The sequence below is a fragment of the Prevotella sp. AM23-5 genome (assembly GCF_003473645.1).
GTDB classification, from domain to species: domain Bacteria; phylum Bacteroidota; class Bacteroidia; order Bacteroidales; family Bacteroidaceae; genus Prevotella; species Prevotella copri_A.
Genome location: NZ_QUCG01000040.1, coordinates 12,684 through 33,458 on the forward strand (window position 1 = coordinate 12,684; position 20,775 = coordinate 33,458).

At 42.3% G+C, this 20,775-nt stretch carries 17 protein-coding genes; 15 read left to right on the top strand and 2 right to left on the bottom strand.

Features of this window, described 5'->3' with window-relative positions; translation table 11 throughout:
- Positions 1-16: 16 nt before the first annotated feature.
- The 4 genes from DW657_RS10610 (at position 17) to DW657_RS10625 (ending at position 4,574) form a co-directional block, all read left to right on the top strand.
- Positions 17-784, top strand: coding sequence for a peptidylprolyl isomerase (locus tag DW657_RS10610; protein WP_118312479.1), 768 nt, complete (start codon positions 17-19; stop codon positions 782-784).
- Between the two features lie 55 nt (positions 785-839).
- A complete protein-coding gene (locus DW657_RS10615) occupies positions 840-2,048 on the top strand; it encodes an L-serine ammonia-lyase (RefSeq protein WP_089542517.1) in 1,209 nt (402 codons plus the stop codon).
- Positions 2,049-2,182: 134 nt separating this feature from the next.
- Positions 2,183-3,739, top strand: a complete 1,557-nt coding sequence (locus DW657_RS10620; protein ID WP_118312480.1) for an ABC transporter substrate-binding protein/permease — start codon at positions 2,183-2,185, stop codon at positions 3,737-3,739.
- 97 nt (positions 3,740-3,836) lie between these two features.
- The gene (locus DW657_RS10625; RefSeq protein ID WP_118312491.1) at positions 3,837-4,574 is read left to right on the top strand and encodes an amino acid ABC transporter ATP-binding protein; all 738 of its coding nucleotides are present in this window, start codon (positions 3,837-3,839) and stop codon (positions 4,572-4,574) included.
- A 241-nt stretch (positions 4,575-4,815) separates the two neighbouring features.
- On the opposite strand, the gene DW657_RS10630 is transcribed toward DW657_RS10625, so the two are convergent.
- Together DW657_RS10630 and DW657_RS10635 are read right to left on the bottom strand one after the other, a co-directional pair.
- Entirely contained in the window at positions 4,816-6,504 is a 1,689-nt protein-coding gene (locus DW657_RS10630; protein WP_089542520.1) for a SulP family inorganic anion transporter, read from the bottom strand.
- A 112-nt stretch (positions 6,505-6,616) separates the two neighbouring features.
- Positions 6,617-7,159 carry a hypothetical protein gene (locus tag DW657_RS10635; RefSeq protein WP_089542521.1) on the bottom strand — a complete coding sequence of 181 codons (543 nt, stop codon included), beginning with the start codon at positions 7,157-7,159 and terminating at the stop codon, positions 6,617-6,619.
- A gap of 711 nt (positions 7,160-7,870) precedes the next feature.
- Here DW657_RS10635 and DW657_RS10640 point away from each other — a divergent pair.
- From DW657_RS10640 to DW657_RS10690, 11 genes are all read left to right on the top strand, one after another.
- Entirely contained in the window at positions 7,871-9,868 is a 1,998-nt protein-coding gene (locus DW657_RS10640; protein WP_118312481.1) for a hypothetical protein, read from the top strand.
- Between the two features lie 104 nt (positions 9,869-9,972).
- Positions 9,973-11,889 (top strand): polysaccharide biosynthesis protein, encoded by a 1,917-nt coding sequence (locus tag DW657_RS10645; RefSeq protein ID WP_367400156.1) that lies wholly within the window; start codon positions 9,973-9,975, stop codon positions 11,887-11,889.
- 117 nt (positions 11,890-12,006) lie between these two features.
- A complete protein-coding gene (locus DW657_RS10650; RefSeq protein ID WP_089542523.1) occupies positions 12,007-12,480 on the top strand; it encodes a Panacea domain-containing protein in 474 nt (157 codons plus the stop codon).
- The gene (locus tag DW657_RS10655) at positions 12,477-13,313 is read left to right on the top strand and encodes a hypothetical protein (protein ID WP_118312483.1); all 837 of its coding nucleotides are present in this window, start codon (positions 12,477-12,479) and stop codon (positions 13,311-13,313) included. The genes DW657_RS10650 and DW657_RS10655 overlap by 4 nt, the downstream gene beginning before the upstream one ends.
- A gap of 129 nt (positions 13,314-13,442) precedes the next feature.
- Positions 13,443-13,739, top strand: a complete 297-nt coding sequence (locus DW657_RS10660) for a hypothetical protein (RefSeq protein WP_118312484.1) — start codon at positions 13,443-13,445, stop codon at positions 13,737-13,739.
- A 276-nt stretch (positions 13,740-14,015) separates the two neighbouring features.
- Positions 14,016-14,327 (top strand): helix-turn-helix domain-containing protein, encoded by a 312-nt coding sequence (locus DW657_RS10665; protein WP_118312485.1) that lies wholly within the window; start codon positions 14,016-14,018, stop codon positions 14,325-14,327.
- A gap of 538 nt (positions 14,328-14,865) precedes the next feature.
- Positions 14,866-16,149, top strand: a complete 1,284-nt coding sequence (locus DW657_RS10670) for a glycosyltransferase family 4 protein (RefSeq protein ID WP_118312486.1) — start codon at positions 14,866-14,868, stop codon at positions 16,147-16,149.
- A gap of 62 nt (positions 16,150-16,211) precedes the next feature.
- Complete coding sequence (locus tag DW657_RS10675; RefSeq protein WP_118312487.1) at positions 16,212-17,036, top strand: phosphorylcholine transferase LicD; 825 nt, start codon at positions 16,212-16,214, stop codon at positions 17,034-17,036.
- 69 nt (positions 17,037-17,105) lie between these two features.
- Positions 17,106-18,590 (top strand): hypothetical protein, encoded by a 1,485-nt coding sequence (locus DW657_RS10680; RefSeq protein WP_233546827.1) that lies wholly within the window; start codon positions 17,106-17,108, stop codon positions 18,588-18,590.
- 381 nt (positions 18,591-18,971) lie between these two features.
- Positions 18,972-19,889 carry a hypothetical protein gene (locus DW657_RS10685; protein ID WP_147381927.1) on the top strand — a complete coding sequence of 306 codons (918 nt, stop codon included), beginning with the start codon at positions 18,972-18,974 and terminating at the stop codon, positions 19,887-19,889.
- Positions 19,879-20,667, top strand: coding sequence for a glycosyltransferase family 2 protein (locus DW657_RS10690; RefSeq protein ID WP_118312490.1), 789 nt, complete (start codon positions 19,879-19,881; stop codon positions 20,665-20,667). The genes DW657_RS10685 and DW657_RS10690 overlap by 11 nt, the downstream gene beginning before the upstream one ends.
- Positions 20,668-20,775: the final 108 nt, after the last annotated feature.

The following is a 20,775-nucleotide window of genomic DNA, read 5'->3' on the forward strand; positions in this document are numbered from 1 at the left end:
TTTAAGTATTAAGAAAATGAAAAAGATAATAACGATATCTGCCCTTTTGCTGGCTGCTTTTGCTCCTCAGGCAATGGCGCAGGAACAGACTCAGCCTACTCAGCAGACTGCCCGTCCGGCTTTCGATAACGAGTTGCTCCCTTGGGAGACACCTCGTGATACCACCTGCCACGAGGTACTGCTGGAAACCACGATGGGCAATATCCGTGTGGCTCTTTATAACGATACACCGCATCACCGCGACAACTTCCTCAAGCTCGTGAACAGCGGATATTACATCGGCTGTATCTTTCAGCGTGTCATCAAGAACTTTATGATCCAGGGCGGTGATTATTCCTGTCGCAAGGTAACTCCTGGAAAGGTGGAGAAGTTTGATGTCAACTATACGGTACCAGCCGAAATCATCTATCCTAAATATTACCACAAGCGCGGTCAGCTCTGTGCAGCCCGTGAGGGGGATGATGAGAATCCAACCAAGGCATCAGCCTCTACCGATTTCTATATCACCTGGGGCAGAAACTTCTCGCCCCGACAGATGGAATACTATGTAGAGAAGGAGAAGAGAGAGGGTGCGAAATCCTACGCATTGCCATCCGAGCAGTTGCAGCAGGGTTACATCAAGCATGGTGGAGTGCCTCATCTGGACAATGGATATACCGTGTTCGGCGAGGTGCTGGAAGGTATGGATGTGGTAGATAAGATCCAGAATGTGGCTACCAACAAGGACAACAATGACCGCCCGCTGGAAGACATCGTCATCACCAGAGCCACCCAGGTGAAATAGACTAGCAAGGGGAAAATACCTGAAATGAAAACAATAACATTATAATACGGGAAAAATGAAATCTTTAAAGGAGTTATACCGAATTGGCAAGGGACCATCGAGCAGTCATACGATGGGACCTCAGCGCGCAGCTAAGCTCTTCCTGGAGCGTTGTGCTAATGCTTCGTCCTACGAAGTTACATTGTATGGTGCCCTGGCTGCTACCGGCAAGGGTCACATGACCGATGTGGCTATCGAGGAAGTGCTCAAGAAGCATATTGTTCATATCATCTGGAAGCCTCAGGTCTTCCTGCCTTTCCATCCTAACGGAATGAAGTTTGTGGGCAAGGACCTGAATGGCGACGTGATTGATGAGTGGATTGTTTATAGTATCGGTGGCGGTGCCATCTCGGATGGTTCTGATGGACAGTCGGAGTTGGGCGCTGAAGATGTCTATGACCTGAAGACGATGGCGGAAATCCAGAAATGGTGCTACGACAACGGCCGCTCTTTCTGGGAATACGTGGAGAAATGCGAGGATAAGGATATCTGGGATTATCTCCGTAAGGTCTGGGATACCATGAAGCAGTCTATCCACAATGGTCTCAGTCATGAGGGTGTCTTGCCTGGACCGCTGAAACTCCAGCGCAAGGCTGCTGTCTATCATATCAAGGCAAAGGGCTATCGTGCTTCCTTGCAGAGCCGCGGACTGATTTATTCCTATGCACTGGCGGTGAGTGAGGAGAATGCATCGGGCGGTACCATCGTAACGGCTCCTACCTGTGGTGCCTGTGGTGTACTTCCTGCCGTACTCTATCACATGCATACCGCTCATGAAATGAGCGAGGAGCGCATCCTCCGTGCCTTGGCTACTGCCGGACTGGTGGGTAACATCGTCAAGCACAATGCTTCTATCAGTGGTGCTGATGTGGGTTGCCAGGGTGAGGTAGGTGTAGCCTGTGCGATGGCTTCAGCTGCGGCATGCCAGCTCTTCGGTGGTAGTCCTGCCCAGGTAGAGTATGCTGCCGAAATGGGATTGGAGCATCATCTGGGTATGACCTGCGACCCGGTTTGCGGATTGGTACAGATTCCTTGCATCGAGCGCAATGCCTTTGCGGCTGCCCGTGCTCTGGATGCTGATCTCTATGCTTCCTTCTCGGATGGTCATCACAGCGTATCATTCGATAGAGTAGTAGAGGTGATGCGACAGACCGGTCACGATCTCCCTTCGCTCTATAAGGAAACCAGCGAGGGCGGTTTGGCAAAAGGCTTTAAAGGAGAATAATCGCCCTGAAGTAGAATCCTCGGACTTCCCGGCACGCCCTGAAAGGGCAGAAGCTCCTAGCCCAGGGTAACACCCTGGGTAAAAATAGCAGTTAGCAATGCGCCCTGAAAGGGCAAAAGCTTTTTATTAATTAGATGATTTATAATAGATTAAAACAATTTAGTTTAAGTTCTTTAGTAATAGCAGTCTGTCTTCTTCTGTCTTCCTGCGGTTCGGATTCTTCCGATGCGAAGAAGCAGTTGAAGGCGAAGGCTGATTTGCAGGGCGCCGTTATCGGCGTACAGTTAGGTACCACCAGCGACGGCCTTGCCACAGAGTTGGAAAAGAAAGGAGATGGCACCAAGGTAGAACGATACAACAAGGGAGCCGATGCCATTCAGGCGCTCCTCCAGGGTAAGATCGACTGTATGGTGACCGATGAGGCACCAGCTAAGGCATTCCAGCGGGTGAATCCTTCTCTCCGCATTCTGCCGGAAACCTTCGATGCCTCCTCTTTCGCCATCTGTGTGGCAAAGGATCATGCCGAGTTGCAGCAGTCCATCAATCATGCCATCCGTATCCTGAAGGCGAATGGCGTCATCGATTCCATCGTCAACCGCCATCTGGAACGGGGTATTGCCGTGGCTTATACGCCTAAGACTTCGGATGTGAAGAAGGTAGGACCGGAAGCGCTGCTGAAGCTCGGACTGAAGAAGAGTCTCCGCTTTGCTACCAATGCCACCTTCGAACCATTCGAGTACTACCAGGATGGTAAGATTGTGGGTATTGATGTCGATGTGGCGAATGCCATCGGCGATGTGATGGGCGTGGATGTCGAGATTCTTGATATGGAGTTTGATGCCATCATCACTTCCGTACAGGCTGGTAAGGCTGATGCCGGTATCGCCGGTATTACCGTCACCCCGGAGCGGGAGAAGAACATCGGATTCACCGATTCCTACGCCGATGTGCGACAGGTCATTATGGTAAATTCTGAAAATGCAGAAGTGGCTGATGCACAGCATGGATTTCTGGATAAGTTCAAGTCTTGCTTCATCGATGACAACCGCTATGAGTATCTCCTGCAGGGATTGGGCAATACGCTCATCATCACCTTCTTCGCCATCATCCTTTCCGTGATTCTCGGTACGCTGATTGCCATTGTCCGTGCCCGTCATGAACGCCGTGGCGGTTGGCGCATTCCGAATATGCTCTGCCAGTTGTATCTCACCATCATGCGTGGTACACCTACCATGGTGCAGTTGCTCATCATCTATTATGTGGTCTTCGCCTCAGCCGATGTCAACAAGATTCTGGTAGCCGTCATAGCCTTCGGTTTGAACTCTGCGGCATATATTGCCGAGGTCATCCGTTCGGGTATCATGTCGGTAGATGAGGGACAGATGGAAGCGGGTAGAAGTCTTGGTCTTTCTTATGGTAAGACCATGCGACTCATCATCCTGCCACAAGCCTTCAAGAATGTGCTGCCGGCGATGGGTAATGAGCTTATCACCCTGCTCAAGGAGACTTCCATCAGCGGTTACATCGGTCTCGTGGATCTTACCAAGGGTTCCGATATCATCCGCAGCATCACCTACGAGGCAATGATGCCGTTGGGTGTAGTAGCCTGCCTGTATCTCATCATCGTCCTCGGACTGAATGCCGGAGTGAGAAAGTTGGAAAAGCGTTTGAGAAAGAGCGAAAGGAAATAGCACGCCCTGAAAGGGCAGAAGCACCTAGCCCAGGGCATCGCCCTGGGTATAATTGCAGTTAGAAATGCGCCCTGAAAGGGCAAAAGCTTCAAATGATATGGACAAAAACGAGATAATCAAGATAGAAGGACTTCGCAAGCGCTTCGGCGACAACGAAGTCCTGAAAGGCATTACCACTTCCGTCAAGCAGGGCGAAGTGGTTGCCATTATTGGCCCGTCGGGCTGTGGCAAGAGTACCTTCCTGCGTTCCATCAATCTCTTGGAGGAACCTACGGAGGGAAAGATTCTGATTGATGGAATAGACCTCACCTCCTGGGATGTAGATATCAATAAGATGCGTCAGCGGGTGGGTATGGTGTTCCAGCAGTTTAATCTTTTCCCGAACATGACGATCCGCCGCAACATCATGCTGGCACCGGTAGAGTTGGGGAAGATGACCCGTGAAGAGGCGGATGAGAAGGCTACAGAGCTTCTCTCCCGCATCGGATTGCTGGACAAGGCAGACAGTTACCCGGATAGTCTTTCGGGCGGACAGAAGCAGCGTGTTGCCATCGTCCGTGCCCTGGCAATGAATCCGGAGGTTCTTCTTTTCGATGAACCTACTTCTGCGCTCGACCCGGAGATGGTAGGAGAAGTATTGCAGTTGATGAAGGATGTGGCTGCTGAAGGTATGACGATGGTGGTTGTAACCCACGAAATGGGCTTTGCCCGTGAAGTTGCCAATCGTGTGCTCTTCTTCAGTGATGGCTATATCACGGAGGATGGCACCCCTGAAGAAGTCTTCAATCATCCGAAGTCTCCAAGACTCCAGGAGTTCCTGGGTAAAGTCCTGTAGGAGTTATCCTCCTAGTTTCGCAAGTAAGCCCCACACGCCCTGAAAGGGCAGAAGCTCCTAGCCCAGGGCATCGCCCTGGGTAATGTTGGCAAAAAGTAAAGTCGCCCTGAAAGGGCAAAAGCTTTCAATTTCAAAGCTTTTGCCCTTTCAGGGCGACTTTTTTGTATCTGTTCTAAAACCCAGGGCGATGCCCTGGGCTAGGAGCTTTTGGGCTTTCAGCCCGTTTCAACCGTACAGTTCGTTATTTTTTAGCCTCAATGATCTCTTCAGCCCGCTTCAGCGCCTTGCTGATATGATCAGTGATGTTCTCCTTGCCGAGCATATTGTAGAAGCCAGCCTTCTCCAACTGGGCGTTTACCTTTTCGCAGACACCGGAGAGAACTACCTGGATATCCTCCTTCTGACTCATCTCACAGAGGTTGGTGAGGTTGTGGATACCGGTAGAATCCACGAATGGAACCTTACGCATGCGGATGACGCGAACCAATGGACGGTCGCCGAAGGCAGCCATCACTTCCTCAAACTTATTACCTGCTCCGAAGAAGAACGGACCGTTGATCTCATATACCTCCACGCCTTTAGGAATCGTATAGTGCTCCAGGTTGGTAGAGAGGAAATCATACTCCTTGTTCAAGTCAATCTCATCCTCAGTAACTGCCGTTACATCAGTGGTCTCGCTCATTCGTTTCATGAAGAGCAGACAGGCGATGATCAGACCCACCTCGATGGCAACGGTCAGGTCGAAGATGATGGTCAGGAAGAAGGTAATCAGGAGCACGGTAACGTCGCTCTTAGGATTCTTCATCAATGCCAGGAAACTTCTCCAGCCGCTCATACCATAGGAAACCACAACCAATACACCTGCCAGACAAGCCATAGGAATATACTTGGCGAGCGGCATCAGGAAGAGGAAGATGAGCAACAGTACTACAGCGTGGATGATACCTGCGACAGGAGTCTTACCGCCGTTGTTGATATTGGTCATTGTGCGGGCGATGGCACCGGTAGCAGGAATGCCGCCGAAGAGTGGGGAAGCGATGTTCGCCAGACCCTGGGCAATCAACTCAGTATTAGAATCGTGGTGGTCGCTGATGACACCGTCGGCAACGGTAGCAGAGAGCAGACTCTCGATGGCACCGAGGATGGCGATGGTGATGGCAGGAGATACCAGACTCTTGATGGTTTCCCAGTTCATCTCAGGAACCTGGGCAGCAGGCAACTCGTTGCTGATAGAGAAACGGTCGCCGATGGTCTCGATGCTCTCTACGCCGGCAAACTGCTTGAGCAGCAGCGCCACAACGGTCATCAGGATGATGGCGATGAGCGATCCCGGAATCTTCTTGCTGAACTTAGGAGTGATGGCGATGACCACCACGCTAACCACACCGATGAGGGCACACCAAGGGTCGATGGTGTCGAAACTCTGGAAATAGACACCCCATTTCTCCAGGAAGTCAGAAGGATTGGAAGCCAATGTCAAACCGAAGAGATCCTTGATCTGTGTGGTGAAAATGGTTACGGCGATACCGCTGGTGAAACCTACCACGATAGGATAAGGGATGTACTTGATGATGGTACCGAGTCGGAGCAGACCGAAGAGCACCAGGAAGAGACCTGCCATCAGCGTTGCGATGGTCAATCCCTCGAATCCATACTTCTGGATGATGCCGTAGATGATGACGATGAATGCTCCTGTAGGTCCGCCGATCTGCACTTTGCTTCCGCCGAAGATGGAGATGATGAGACCCGCTACGATGGCTGTGATGATACCCTTCTCGGGTGTCACGCCAGAAGCGATACCGAATGCGATGGCCAGAGGCAGGGCTACGATACCAACGATGATACCTGCCATAAGGTCAGACATGAATGTTTTCTTGTTATAACTCTTCAAGCAAGAAAACAAACTCGACTTAATTGCTATTGCCTTCATTTAAAAAGTTTTGTTATATGAATTAATGTGATTTTTGCTTCGTTATCCGAAAATCGACTGCAAAGGTACAACTATTATTTCATATAACAAAATCTTTTTTAATGTTTTTTAATTACTGCAGCTGAGTCATATGATAACCCAGTCTCTTCAGTTCCATGGCTGCGCCCATCAGATACATTTGATGTAAAGCTGCAATGAAACCACGGAAAGCAGCCTCTGTACCAGGCTCATATCCCTGATGGATGAGCAGGGTATAGGTGCGTGCGGCACACTCTGCTACGATGGTAGAAGTAGCCTTGTGCTCGTTCTCGTCGAGCAGCAGAACCTGGTCGAGAATATAGTCATCCATGTGGTCGAAATCAATGCGGTCTCTGAGGTATTCATAAAGATTATCTACCTTGCCATACAGTTCCCAGTCTTCGTCCCAGTATTTGGCGATGGCCATGCCCACGAACATAATCCATCCCAGAGCCACGGTAGGGTATTTGCTGAACTCGCGCATGGCATCAGGCAGATAGCTTTCGCCAATCTTCGCCCACTGTTCCTCGATGTCTGGAGCATCCGGAAGTTGCTCGTCAACACGCTGTCTGCCAGTAAGGTACATACTCAGGTCCTGCTTGAAGATCTCTTCTATTCTTTTGCTTTTATTTTCCATATTATTTAATCTTTATTGTCTCTAATTGTAATTGATGGTACAAAGGTAAAACAAAAAACTCAGATAATGCCCGATTTTTACAAGTTTTAATGCTTTGTTCATTCCGTGAGATAACTCTGTGTAATCTGATGGATAGATGAATAAAAATGGGTGAAATGGGGGGGCAGTGAGATGATTCAAAAAATGAACCAAAATGGACCAGTTATCTTTATTTTTCATAGAATCATTCCGAATATTGCTTAATTCTTTAGTAGATAGTAAGTTGTAATACTCCGTTAGATGATGTTCCTTGAATAAAATGCAAAAACTCTGAAATATTCGCTAAAATTTTAACACATTATATTTGGTCAGATACATTATTTTTTGTACTTTTGCATCAGATTCTGCATCTCTTAGTAAGAGGTCAACAGAAATCTCGAATTAAGAAATAGATAAAATGGCTTTCTAAGGCGCAATCAATATGAATAATATGTTGCAGTACCCTAGCTACGCTGTATCAGTGATGCAGCCAGCAGAAAGACATAAAAGTGTTGACGATTAGTGGAAGTTAGTCTATTGGTTTTCAATGCTGTGATACATGTCACAACCCCTTATAGTCCGGGAAGAGTCATCTTTTCAGGGGAAGCAGAGCTATATACTTTCCACAATATCGATTAATGAATTTTAGCATTTTACCTATGCCAGTATTAACAGTCAATCATTTCATCAGATATGTGGTTTATAGTACAGACCGATGTGTCCGGAGAGAATAAATCCATTGAATTCTTAAAGGAGCATTACCCGGAAGTCATCTCCGACTATTACTTTCCTTTGGGTAGGAAGACCATTCCTGCCGAAGATGGTAGCGAGAAGGTGCGTTTCGTACCCATCCTTTCAGGTCTCTTCTTTATCCGGATAGAAAATAAGAAAGCACTGGAGCGCATCCTTTCCCATAACGGCTATTTCCAGTATCAGGGCTATGACTTTGATATCAAAACCAGGGAAACGGTAGAGCGTACCTTCTTTGCCAAGGTTCGCCTGCTCTGCGCAGATAGAGAGAATTACTCCCTGGACGAGATTATTGACCTCGCCCGCATCCCGAATGCGGATATGGAGCGCTTCATCTATTATAATGAGCAGATAGCTGAAAATATCCAGGGATTGAGCATCGTAGATAAGCGGTATGATGATCTCATCCTCGAGAATGATACCATCCGCATCCTCAACGGACCGTTGAAGGGTTGGGTAGGCGTGGTGAAGCAGATCAAGAAGAATGGCAAGAAAGACCGCCACCTTCTGGTACGTTTCGGAAACAACCGCTGCCTCAACATCTCCAATATCCGCCAGTATGATATCCGGGTAGAACACGAGGCAACCCGGGGAGCCAAGTCGGAAGCGGTAGGCGTATGGCGTGCCATCGACCAGCTCATCGGTTATCTCCAGTTCCGGTATCCGGCAGAAAATGCTGCAGCCACCCTGCGTCGTCTCTTTGAGAATTACCAGAAGAAACTGACCTGCCATCGTGGCTGTCATCAGACAGACAAGGCATATAGCATTAAGAAATCAACATTAGAAGCAGCCCAGAAGAAGGAAGTGCTCGATCATATCGACGAGGCGATGCATCCCAACTTCCGCATCCTCGCCGGTTATTTCAAGACCGATAATGCTACTATCCGTGAAGGATTGAAGGAACTCATCCCCGATGTCCTGCTCCGTCCTTTTCTTACGCCAAGTACCGACATCCCGATTCCGCAGGATCAGGAATATACCGTGTTTCAGCATAATGGTATCGTTGAGCTGGTTATCCGCTGCCATCTGCAGGAATACTTCAGGGGTAAGAATTATGAGGCAGATAAATACAATCCCGTCTTCGATGAGGATTATGAGTATGATGCCCATATCGCCCTGTTGCCGACAGATGAGGGTAAGGTGAAGGCAATCACTTCATGGGGTGCCTTCTACGACCGGTATGCCATGCTGGATGAGGAAGATTACCGGAAGTTCCTCCTCGATCTGGAAACCAAGAAGTATCCTCGTCTCCTGCGTCTGCTTACTCAGGGCAGATACAGATTTGAGAAAGTCCATCAGATAGGAGGCTTCTCTCTCGATATGGATATTCCTTATACGGAGGATATCCAGGAGATGGCACGGCAGGCAATCGCCCAGCTTCAGGCATCCGGCGATGAACCGGGCTTCTTGTCCCAGACCACGGCTGCTGCCGTAGAGATGTGGCAGGGCGCCCGACTCCTGATGTGGCGCCAGTTGCTCCAGCGATATGTCCTTCTCCATAAGGTGCCGGTAGCAGATCTTCCAAGTGTCATTGTCTCCGACACAGGGTTGGAGGAGAAGTTCAGGGCTCAGGAGGGTAAGCTCCAGATAGGAGAGATTGCCCAGGCACTTCTGGAACGCCAGCAGCAGATTACTGCCTATCTGGAAAAAGGACAGTTGCAGCAGGCAGCCATCCGCTTTCTGGCAATGACGAAGGTCATCTCTGTCCATTTTGCCAAGGATGAGCTTTACAACTATATCACAGACGACTTCAATCCCAATGACACCTGTACATCGCTTTTTGACACGATCGTTCAGAAAACAGGAAAACACAGGAATGTAGTCAACTATCTGTATAAGGGAATGGTAGAGCTGCAGCAGGAAGATGCATGGACGTATTTCAAATACCCATCCTTCCTCAAGAAAGCAAAAGATGTGTATAATAAGATAAGAACTCACTAGATAATAGTGATCTTTATAATAACAAGAAAAGATATAAGTTTATGAGTCAACAGAATAATCAGAACGAACCAAACAAGACACTTTCAAATGGGATGCTGCACAAGATGAAAGTATCCCTCTTTGTCAACCGATTGACAAACTGGTATTTCTCTAAGAACGCCCTCCCATATTGGTGTATCCTGGCATTGGATAGCCTTGCTATCCTCTTTGCAGGAATTGTCGCTACTTATATTGCCGAAGGTGGAAATGCTCTGGCAAATCATTTCTGGGGCTATTTCGTCACATTCGTGTGTACCCTTCCTCTCTTCATGGTAGGAATGCGAATCTTCCATACCTATTTCGGCATCATGCGCTATTCATCGTTCGTTGATCTGTTGCGTATTTCCGCAGCCCTGGTCTTGGGTTGCCTCTTCAATTGTCTTCTCCTTCTGGTATTGCCGGATGGTTACTTCTATAAGATTTCGTTAGAAGGTATCATCGTGATGCTCTTCATCTCGATGTGTGAGATGTGGATGATGCGTGTCATCGTCAAATACATGTACGATTCTACCTTTGCCGTGGATATCCGTACCCCTGTATTTATCCTGGGTGTTCGTCAGGGTGGTATTTCTCTGGCTAAGTCTATGCGCAATGCTCATCCTTCCCAGTATGTTGTCAAGGGCTTTACTACCATCGAGGAAGATGTGGTAGGTAGATATCTGTTGGGTTGTGAGGTGTTCCTATACGATGAGAAGCTGATTTCCATCATGCACAGCATGAATGTCAAGACCCTCTTCATCAGCCCACTGGTCACAGATCAGTTCCTGGAGATGCAGGATATGATAGACAAGCTTACCGCTGCCGGCATCAAGATTATGATGATGCCAAAGGCACAGTGGTGGGACGGCAAGTCAAACATCCGTCACCAGATGATGCGTGAGGTGGATATCGAAGATCTCCTGCCACGAGATAAGATAGAGGTGGATATGGATGCCATCGGCAAGCTCCTCAGCGGCCGTACCATTCTCATTACAGGTGCAGCCGGAAGTATCGGTTCCGAGATGGTGAAGCAGATTGCCGTTTACCATCCAGCCCGTCTGGTTCTGGTAGATGCGGCAGAGACTCCTATGCACGATGTCCGTCTCTTCATGAGCAAGAACTATGCGGATATCCCATGCCAGACCATCGTTACCAGCATCACCAATGCTACCCGTATGGAGCATATCTTCTCAGCCTATCATCCAGACTATGTATTCCATGCAGCAGCCTATAAGCACGTGCCGATGATGGAGGACAATCCTTCAGAAGCCGTACAGAATAATATATATGGTACGCGCGTGATAGCCGATATGGCTGTGAAGTATGGCACCAAGAAGTTTGTGATGATCTCTACCGACAAGGCTGTGAACCCTACCAATGTGATGGGATGCAGCAAGCGAATCTGCGAGATCTACTGTCAGTCGTTGAACAAGGCGATAGTAGATGGCAAGGTCAAGGGAGTTACTCAGTTTGTCACCACCCGTTTTGGTAATGTCTTGGGCAGCAACGGTTCAGTTATTCCAATCTTCAAGAAGCAGATAGCGATGGGTGGTCCTATCACCGTCACCCATCCAGACATCATCCGTTTCTTCATGCTCATTCCTGAGGCATGTAAGTTGGTATTGGAGGCAGGTACCATGGGTAAGGGAGGCGAGATTTTCGTCTTCGATATGGGAAAGCCTGTCCGCATCGCCGACCTGGCAAAGCGTATGATAGCCCTCTCGGGTGTAGATGGCATCGACATCAAATACGTAGGATTGCGTGATGGCGAGAAGCTCTACGAGGAAGTCCTGAACGACAAGGAGGCAACGGTACCAACCCATCATCCAAAGATCATGGTAGCCAAGGTTCGTGAGTATCCATACGAGTTGGCGTGCCAGAACGAGCAGGAACTCTACGACCTCTCCTTCACCTACGATGATATGGCAGTAGTGAAGAAGATGAAGCAGATTGTTCCAGAGTACAAGAGCCAGCACTCGAAGTACGCCCAGCTTGATGCATAGCGGTTCCGAGCACCGGAGGGCGGTTACATTCCGAGAACAATATTAAGGTGTAATGGTTATGGCAATAGCTTCATTTTCTTAGAAAAAATCTATTGTCTTTAAAAGAAAGGAATTATTATGGTTGATGTAATTAAGATAGCATCTTATATCAGTCAGCGTTACGAGTATCAGTATGGTGCTCGTATTGACGAGATGAAGTTGCAAATTCTTCTTTATTTTATGCAGCGTGAGAGTATAGTTCGGACAGAGAGTCCTCTGTTTGAATCAATATTTTATGCTCATTCATTTGGACCATATCTTCCCGAAGTTCATGCTGCTTATGTTTCTGATTCGTTGCATGATATTCTGCCGTCAAGCTTTCTTGAAGAATATAGGCCCGTTTTCGATAGTGTTTTCGAGCTGCTATCAACAAAGAAAACAAGAAGTTTATGCAATCTTGTCCATGGCGAAGATTCTTGGAAGCACGCCATGATGAAAGGTGAGGGTACTCCAATGGATATCCAAGACATCAAAAAAGATGCCACCCGTTTCCGGATAAGACGTTTCTTGTTAAGCAACTTGGAGCAATTCCATAAACCGATTTACGTATGAAGATAACTGAATCACAATTGGATTTGCTAAGGAGTTTAAAGTGTGAGCGGCTCTCGTCAAATCCTGCAAATTTCTCTTTGATAGATGATTTCTACAATTCTCGTAACAATAGTCTTGTAGATACCTTGCAAGGAGATGCCTATGATGATGATGAGAATAATCGTATTGCTTATTATATAGTGAAAAGTGATAAGGATGAAATCCTTTTCTTCTTTTCACTAAAATGTGGTTTGCTTTATGATGAATTCATTGAAGGTGATCGCTTGAAAGAGATACAATCCTTTTATGACACGATACTCCGTTTAAGTTTGGATGAGACCCAATCTGCAGAAAACAAGAAGGCTATAGCCTCTATTCTAGAAAGTGTTCGTTCAAAGAAGGGTATTAAGAAGGAGGATGTGGCAAGAGTTTTACATTTATCGGTTGATTCCGAAGAATTCACTAAAATATTCGGCAAGAATCTAAAGAATGTAGGCAAGACATTTCCTGGTGTTGAGTTGGTTCATTTTTGTGCGAATGATGCTCATCGTGATGTTTGGGATGGATATGATTTCCCTCAGAATATGGGAACCACTATATTTTGGTATTTCATAGTACCTAAGATAAAGGAACTATTGAAAATTGTAGGTTGTGAATATGTTTTCTTATTTGCAGCCGACTTGACACCTTATGAAGAATTGGTTCGCTATTATTCTGATCAGTTGAAGTTTGAGAAGGCAGATGAGCATTGTGTCGCCATTCCGATGTATGATTTCACCTGTCAATTTATGAGTCAGAAGACTTCTGAATTAGATGAGAAAAGGAAACAATTCTTTGAAGATTTTAATGAGTAGTTATCCCATCCTCGGAGGTATAATCATATAGCAAGTCATCCCTCTGCGGTCCCATCCCGCAAAACTTGGCGCAGACCTCTGATGGTCCGCTAACCATAGGTACACAAGTGACATTAAAATAATGTAATTATGAGAACGTTCAATTATAGTGAAATACAAAACACTCCAGTTTGGAATGAAGTAAAGAATTGGAGTGAAGATCGCAAAAATGCCCTCATAACATTGTTATATTCAACGATGAATGGTATCAATCCTTATGAGGCTCCAGAAGAAAAAGTACAGGCATTTGTAAATGATATGCCTCATGAGATTTTAGAAATGGCATCAGAGTATGCCATTAGACAAAGTCGTTCAGGCAGAGGTACGTCTCATACTCAAGCAATTGAAAAAATTAAGGAACAAAGAGGATGGAATAATATGGTCTGATATAGCGTTTCATCAACTAAATGAAGTCTTAGACTATGGTTATAGCCCATTATAAGCAGTCAACTGTAACGGTAGTAAAGATGATAAAGCGTTGGGTAGAGCATAAGATTGAACTTTAACTGTATTCAAACCTTCCCCATGCGGTCCCATCCCGCAAAACCTGGCGTAGACCTCTGATGGTCCGCCGCCCCAAGAACGTAGCGGTTCCGAGCACCGGAGGGCGGTTATATCCCTAATTCCTATGGTAGGGATTTAGGTCTTGCGTAGATAGTAACTATGGAAGAAATGAAATTTTTTACAGAAGAAGAAATTCTGGATAAGCATATAGGTAAGATAGGAACCCCTCATAGAAACCAATTTGAAGATGAAATTAATACATACTTAATTGGTGAGGCAATAAAGGAGGCTCGTAAGAAAAAGCAACTTACTCAAGAGCAGTTAGGTAACCTTGTAGGTGTGAAGAAAGAACAGATTTCGAAAATTGAGAGCGGTAAGAATCTTACACTCAATACGATTTCCCGAGTGCTTCATGCAATGGGATTACAAGCTCACTTAAATATTCCTTCAGTAGGTCAATATGCCCTTTAATTCTAGTAGTAAAGAATGTTTAAGACCTGATGACTGGTAATTGAAAAGGTGCTTTTATTAGCAAGTTGTCCCCTTGCGGTCCCAGCCCGCAAAATCTGGCGCAGACCTCTGATGGTCCGCCACCCCAAGAGCATAGCGGTTCCGAGCACCGAGTAGGGCGGTTACATCCCTTGCCCCTGAGGGGCGAGGGCTTGGGAGTGAGGTGGAGCTCTCCTTGCAGGAGAGACGGAGAGGTAGAAAATCCATCTTCTTTAACGGTAAGGAAGGACGGGTAGGTTTTCGAACAAATAGCACCGAGCAGGGCGGTTACATCCCTAATCCCTATGGTAGGGATTTAGGGCTTGGGTATAGGGTAAGGACCCTCCCGCAGGGGTTTCTGTCCCCTATAAGGGGAACCGAAGCGGTCGTAAAGACCATTGAACGGAGGTATTCGAACAGAAATATGATATTAGGTAGGCGAAGCACGATAAGTATTGTTTATTAAGCTACTTTTCGCTTTTGGTGTGGAGCTTGTCTTCACTAATAAATAAAATGAGATATGAAAATTTTATGGATTACTAATGATTTATTGCCAGAGGCAAAATCAATATTGTCAAAACAATCTTGTTCGGTGAATGGTTCTGGTAGTTGGGTTTACGCTTTATATGAGTCTATTCAGAATTATGTCCCAGAAACAGAAATCCGTATAGCTTCTGTTTCGAGGTTAGTGAATAAATTAACAGTGATTTCCGGAAAAAGTGCAATTTATTATGTACTCCCATTTGAAAAAGGTAATAGTGGTGTTTATAATTCTAAATATGAGCAATATTGGCGTGAAATAGAAGGTTTATATAAACCAGATGTTGTCCATATTCACGGTTCGGAATATTCTCATGGTCTCGCTTACGTAAAAGCCTGTGGAAATAGCAAGGTTGTTGTCTCTATACAGGGATTAGTAAGTGTAATTAGTAATTATATGTATGGAGGTATAGAGAAAAAAGTATTAAATCGTTGTCTTACAATCCATGATATCTTGACCAGATTTACCATCGGAAGTCAAGTGAAAATGATGAAGAAAAGAGGCAATTTGGAGGTTGAACTTTTATCTTCAGTAAAACATATTATAGGTAGGACGACATGGGATAAGGCCCATGGTTTTATCATAAATCCAACTGTGTGTTATCACTATAATGGTGAAAATTTAAGAGATGAATTTTATAGCGATTCTTGGAACTACAATAGATGTACGCCTCATACGATTTTTATGAGTCAAGGGCAATATGCTTATAAAGGATTGCACAACTTGTTAAAAGCTCTTGCTATAGTTAAAAAGTTTTATCCCAATGTTAAACTTATTGTTGCTGGACCAAATATTTTAAGAGGTGGTTTGTTAAAGAGTTATATATTTTCTACTTGTTATGGCTTGTATATAGCAAAGCTAATTGCAAAATTTAAATTATCACAAAATATAAAATTTGTTGGACCACTCGATGCTGTAGGAATGAAAAAACAACTATTAGCGTCAAATATTTATGTTTTGCCATCCTATATTGAAAATAGTCCTAATTCTCTTGGTGAAGCTCAACTTTTAGGGGTTCCATGTATAGCTGCCGATGTTGGTGGAGTTCCTGATTTAATTTCGAACCAGGATTGTGAGGTTTCTTATCGTTTTGAAGATTATGAACTTCTCGCTTATCATATTTGTCAGCTTTTTTGTAAAAGTAAAATCTTTGATAATAGAGCTTTGAGAGAAATTGCAGCAGAACGTTATAATCGCAAAAAAAACGTTAATGATTTGTTGAATATTTATGCAGACATTTCAAAAAACTCTAAAGGATGCTAGTTCTGCTTGTTATGAGATAATGTTTTGAAACATATCTGTATAATAAATGATTTAATTTAAATATGATGAAAGAAATTTGTTTAGATGAACTTAAGATAGTACAGTTAGATATTATGTCTTCAATTCATCGATTTTGTGAAAAATATCATTTGAGATACTCCTTATCCTGTGGTTCTATGTTGGGGGCAGCCCGTCATAAGGGGTACATTCCATGGGATGATGATATAGATATATATCTTTTACGAGAAGATTATGATAAAATGGTTCGAAATTTTCCTGATTTATGGGAAGGAAAATATCAGTTCTGTACGTTGGAGCGAGATTCAAAGTGGGGATTACCTTATGGTAAGGTATGTGATTCTAGAACTATACTTAAAGAGGGAGTTACTTATACTAATGAGTTAGGCGTTAATATAGATGTATTCCCTATAGATAAGGTTCCTGAGGATGATAAACTATGGGAAAAGTATGATACATATAGAAGAAAATGTTATACTTTATATTCAACGAGAGAATATATGACTTCTGTTTTTAGTTTTAATAATGGAAAGCCTTTTTTGAAAAATTTACTCACTTTTTTTATGAAGATTTGTTTTCATTTAATAAGTGTTCGTAATATGGCAAAATGGTATCAGAATATTGCTATTAAATATAACAAAACAAATTCTTCTAGAGTTTTTGAATGTGTACAAGGTATTTATTTTAAGAATCCTTTTCCAATTACTTTATTTGATAATCGTGTTTTGATGCCTTTTGAAGATAGAAAATTTATGGGTTTTGCAGATTATGAAACCTATCTAACCAACGCATATGGTGATTGGAGACAGCTTCCTGCTGAGGAGAAACGGATAAGCCATCATAATTTTAAAGCATGGTGGAAAGAATAATATATTAAAGATAAATTGATGTCTGCGAAAAATCGTGTTATTAAGAATACTGTATTCTTATATGCAAAGATGGGAATTACAGTATTTATTTCTTTATATACCACACGCCTTATTTTAGAATCCTTAGGTGCTTCTGATTTTGGTGTTTTCAATATCATAGGTGGTGCAATTGTTATGTTAGGTTTTCTAAACTCAACATTAGCTAACGCTACACAAAGATTTATGTCTTATGCTGAGGGAGAAGGAAACTTGCTAAAAAAGAAAAAGGTTTTTAATGTCAGTATTGTTCTACATGCAGGAGTGGCATTGGCTACAGGTATAATCTTACTTATTGCAATGTATCCATTTTTCCATGGTGTATTGAATATTCCTTCTGAACGTGTCTTTGCTGCTAAGATTATCTATTTGTGCACTTTGCTGAGTACGTTGTTGACAATAGTTAATGTGCCATACGATGCGATAATGAATGCTCATGAGAATATGCTATACTATTCTCTTGTTGGCATTTTTGAGTCGTTGTTAAAATTGCTAGTAGCTTTTGCTTGTGTTTATACTTCAAGCGATAAATTAATACTTTATGGTATCTTGATGGCTCTGATACCATTCATAACACTCTCTATCATGAAAATTTATTGCCATCGTAAATACGAAGAGTGTGTTTTTGGGCTTCATAGATACTGGGATGTTAGCTTGGTTAAGCAGATTACTTCTTTCTTTTCATGGAATTTTTTAACAGCGATTTCTAGTTTAGCTTCTTTTTATGGCACAAGTTTGGTTTTAAATCATTTCTTCGGTACTGTATTGAATGCAGCTCAAGGAATTGCTAATCAGGTTAATGGGCAGTTGTCGAACTTCTCTCTTAATTTGATGAAAGCAGTTAATCCTATTATTGTTAAAAGAGCTGGATCTGGTGACAATGAAGCCATGAATAGAGCAACGCTCGTTAGTGGTAAATATTCAACACTTTTGATCGTTTTCTTTGCTATTCCGTTTATATTAGAAATACATTTTATCCTGCGCCTATGGTTGAAAGAGGTTCCTCAATGGACGTCTTTATTTTGTGCAATGCAATTAATAATTACGATTATTTGTCAGATGGCTAATAGTGCTGCGACTTCAATTTATGCTATTGGTAAAATAAAAGGGTATGCAATATTTAAAAGTATGATGAATATTGCACCTGTTTTTTTAACATTCATAGCATATAATCTCGGGGGCGCTCCTTATTGGCTCTATATCTTCATGATCCTTATTTGGAGTATTGGTGGTAATATCGTGATTATTTATTATACAAATAAACAATGCCATCTAAAAGTACTCGATTTTATCAGGCAAGTTGTTGTTCCTGTATTGGGTATTTCAATGATGATGATAGTTGTAGGTAGTCTTATTCAATTAATTATGGAAGAATGTTTTTTACGCTTATTATTTACATGCTTTATAACTACTACTGTTTTTGTTATACTAATATGGATGTTTATCCTACGTAGCAATGAAAGAAATATGATATTAAAGCAAGTAAAATATAAATTGTTGCGAATAGATTCTTTTTGAAAATAGAATATGATTTATCTATATAACATCTGAGTAAAATTCATTTCGTGCAATAGTAGATTTTAAATTGTTATGATGATTCGATTATTTTTAAGAAAGTATATAAGAATACCAATAATTATAATAATAGGATATTTATTTCTGTTTTATCCCTATGTTTTCCAAAAACTGTTTGGTATTCAAAACGAAATTCCGTTTTTGTTAGGAGGTTTATTGTTTTTCCTTATTCAATATGTTCTTTCATTTAAGAAGACATCAAATTTTCCTTCCTTTTTAAAAAAATGTATATTGATCCAAATATTGTTTTGGTTTTTATTTTGTTTTATTCATTCAGATACTTCTTATCTTGTTAGGTGCTTGGTTATTTTGTTGACATTTCTTATGTTAACATATTTAGGAAGACATAAAATGCTTTTTAAATTCTGTGCAATATATAATGTGGTTATTGGGACTCAAGTTTTTTTGGGATCAGTGGCGTTCATCTTAATATTTTGCGGATTATTGAGTCCTATCACTACTTTTGAAAATGTTGATGGAAGAGAAGCCTACTGTTATGGGTTAACATGCTCAAATTATGTTGTTGGAAACTTGATTAGAATTGCTGGTTATTTTGATGAGCCAGGTGCACTAGCTTATTGGGGTGTTTTTGCCTTATTATTTAATAAGCTATTTATTAATAATAAAATTGTTGAATTTACTCTTGTTATTGGCTTGTTCTTTACGCTTTCTGCAGCCTATTTTGTACAAATAGTGTTGTATTTTATATTTTTTTATTTTACTCATTTAAAGAAAAATATAATACCACTCATACTCATACTTTCATTGGTATTTGTTGGATTTCAAAAATTAGGAACAAATGATGTTGTTGCAAGTTATACTGTCGAACGTTTTGCTGGAGGTAAGATTCAATCTTCTCGTACAGAATTAAGTATGGTTGCTAAACGTGCGTTTTTAAAGAATCCTATAGTTGGATGTGGAGCGAAGAAATTTGAGTCAATGCAATATATGGGAGATAATCCTTTTGAAATTCCAGCAAAAGATGGAATAGTAGGATTGATTATTACATATTTACCACTTATTTTAGTATTTCTGAGATATTATAAGCGCAAGGAAGTTCTCTTTGCTGCTCTGATTCTTTCTGCGGGGTATTTGCAGAGACCTTTTCATATACATATTTTACATAGCTTTATGCTTTATTTATTTGTAATATTATTATATCTTAAATATAAGGTACGAAAAAAGGTTATTACTTCTATTGATTCTCAAATGGTAAAAAAACAACAAAACAATGGCATATAAAATTTCTGTAGTAACAGTCTGTTATAATGTTTGTGATGATTTAAGAAAAACCATATTATCTGTTGCAAACCAAACGTATCAAAATCTTGAGTACATAATTATTGATGGAGATAGTTCTGATGATACTTTAGATGTAATTAATGAAAATAAATCTCATATAGATAAGTGGATAAGTGAGCCTGATAAAGGTATTTATGATGCAATGAATAAAGGTATCGATCTAGCAACAGGAGATTGGATTATCTTTATGAATGCTGGTGATTGTTTTTATAATAATACCGTTATAAGTGATGTCTTTTCAAAAAAATACAACGATGATGTAAAGCTTATTTATGGCGATGTGGCGTTGGATTTCGGTAGCCTAGGTATTTTGCCTAAAAAATTTGCTAAAATTCCTGCAGAAAAGATTCCATTTGAAATTTGTCATCAGAGTGTGTTTACTGATACAAATATATTAAAGAAAATTCATTATGATTTGTCTTTTAAAATTTGTGCAGATTGCAATTCGTTTGCCAAAATAAGTAAAATGGGTTTTAAATTAGAATATACTCCATTCTTTGTAAGCGTATTTGAAGTTGTTAACGGTGTTTCCTCTAAAAGAGTTATACAATCATATAAAGAACATGCTTTAGTTGAAGAAGTGAAAGTGTCACCACTTCATCATTTCTTAATTCTAAGCAAGTTGTATTTGAAGTGTTTTTTGCAGAAAATTTTGCCACATTCATACTATAATAAGATTCGTTTCAAGAGTATCAAAAATAGGATGGAGTATCAGTAATTTTTTTCTTAAAATGATAAATATGTTTAATACGATGTGAGTGTTATTCTTATTAATTGTCAAATAAATTATAGATATGTATTATGAATGGAGAAGAATTATTAAAAC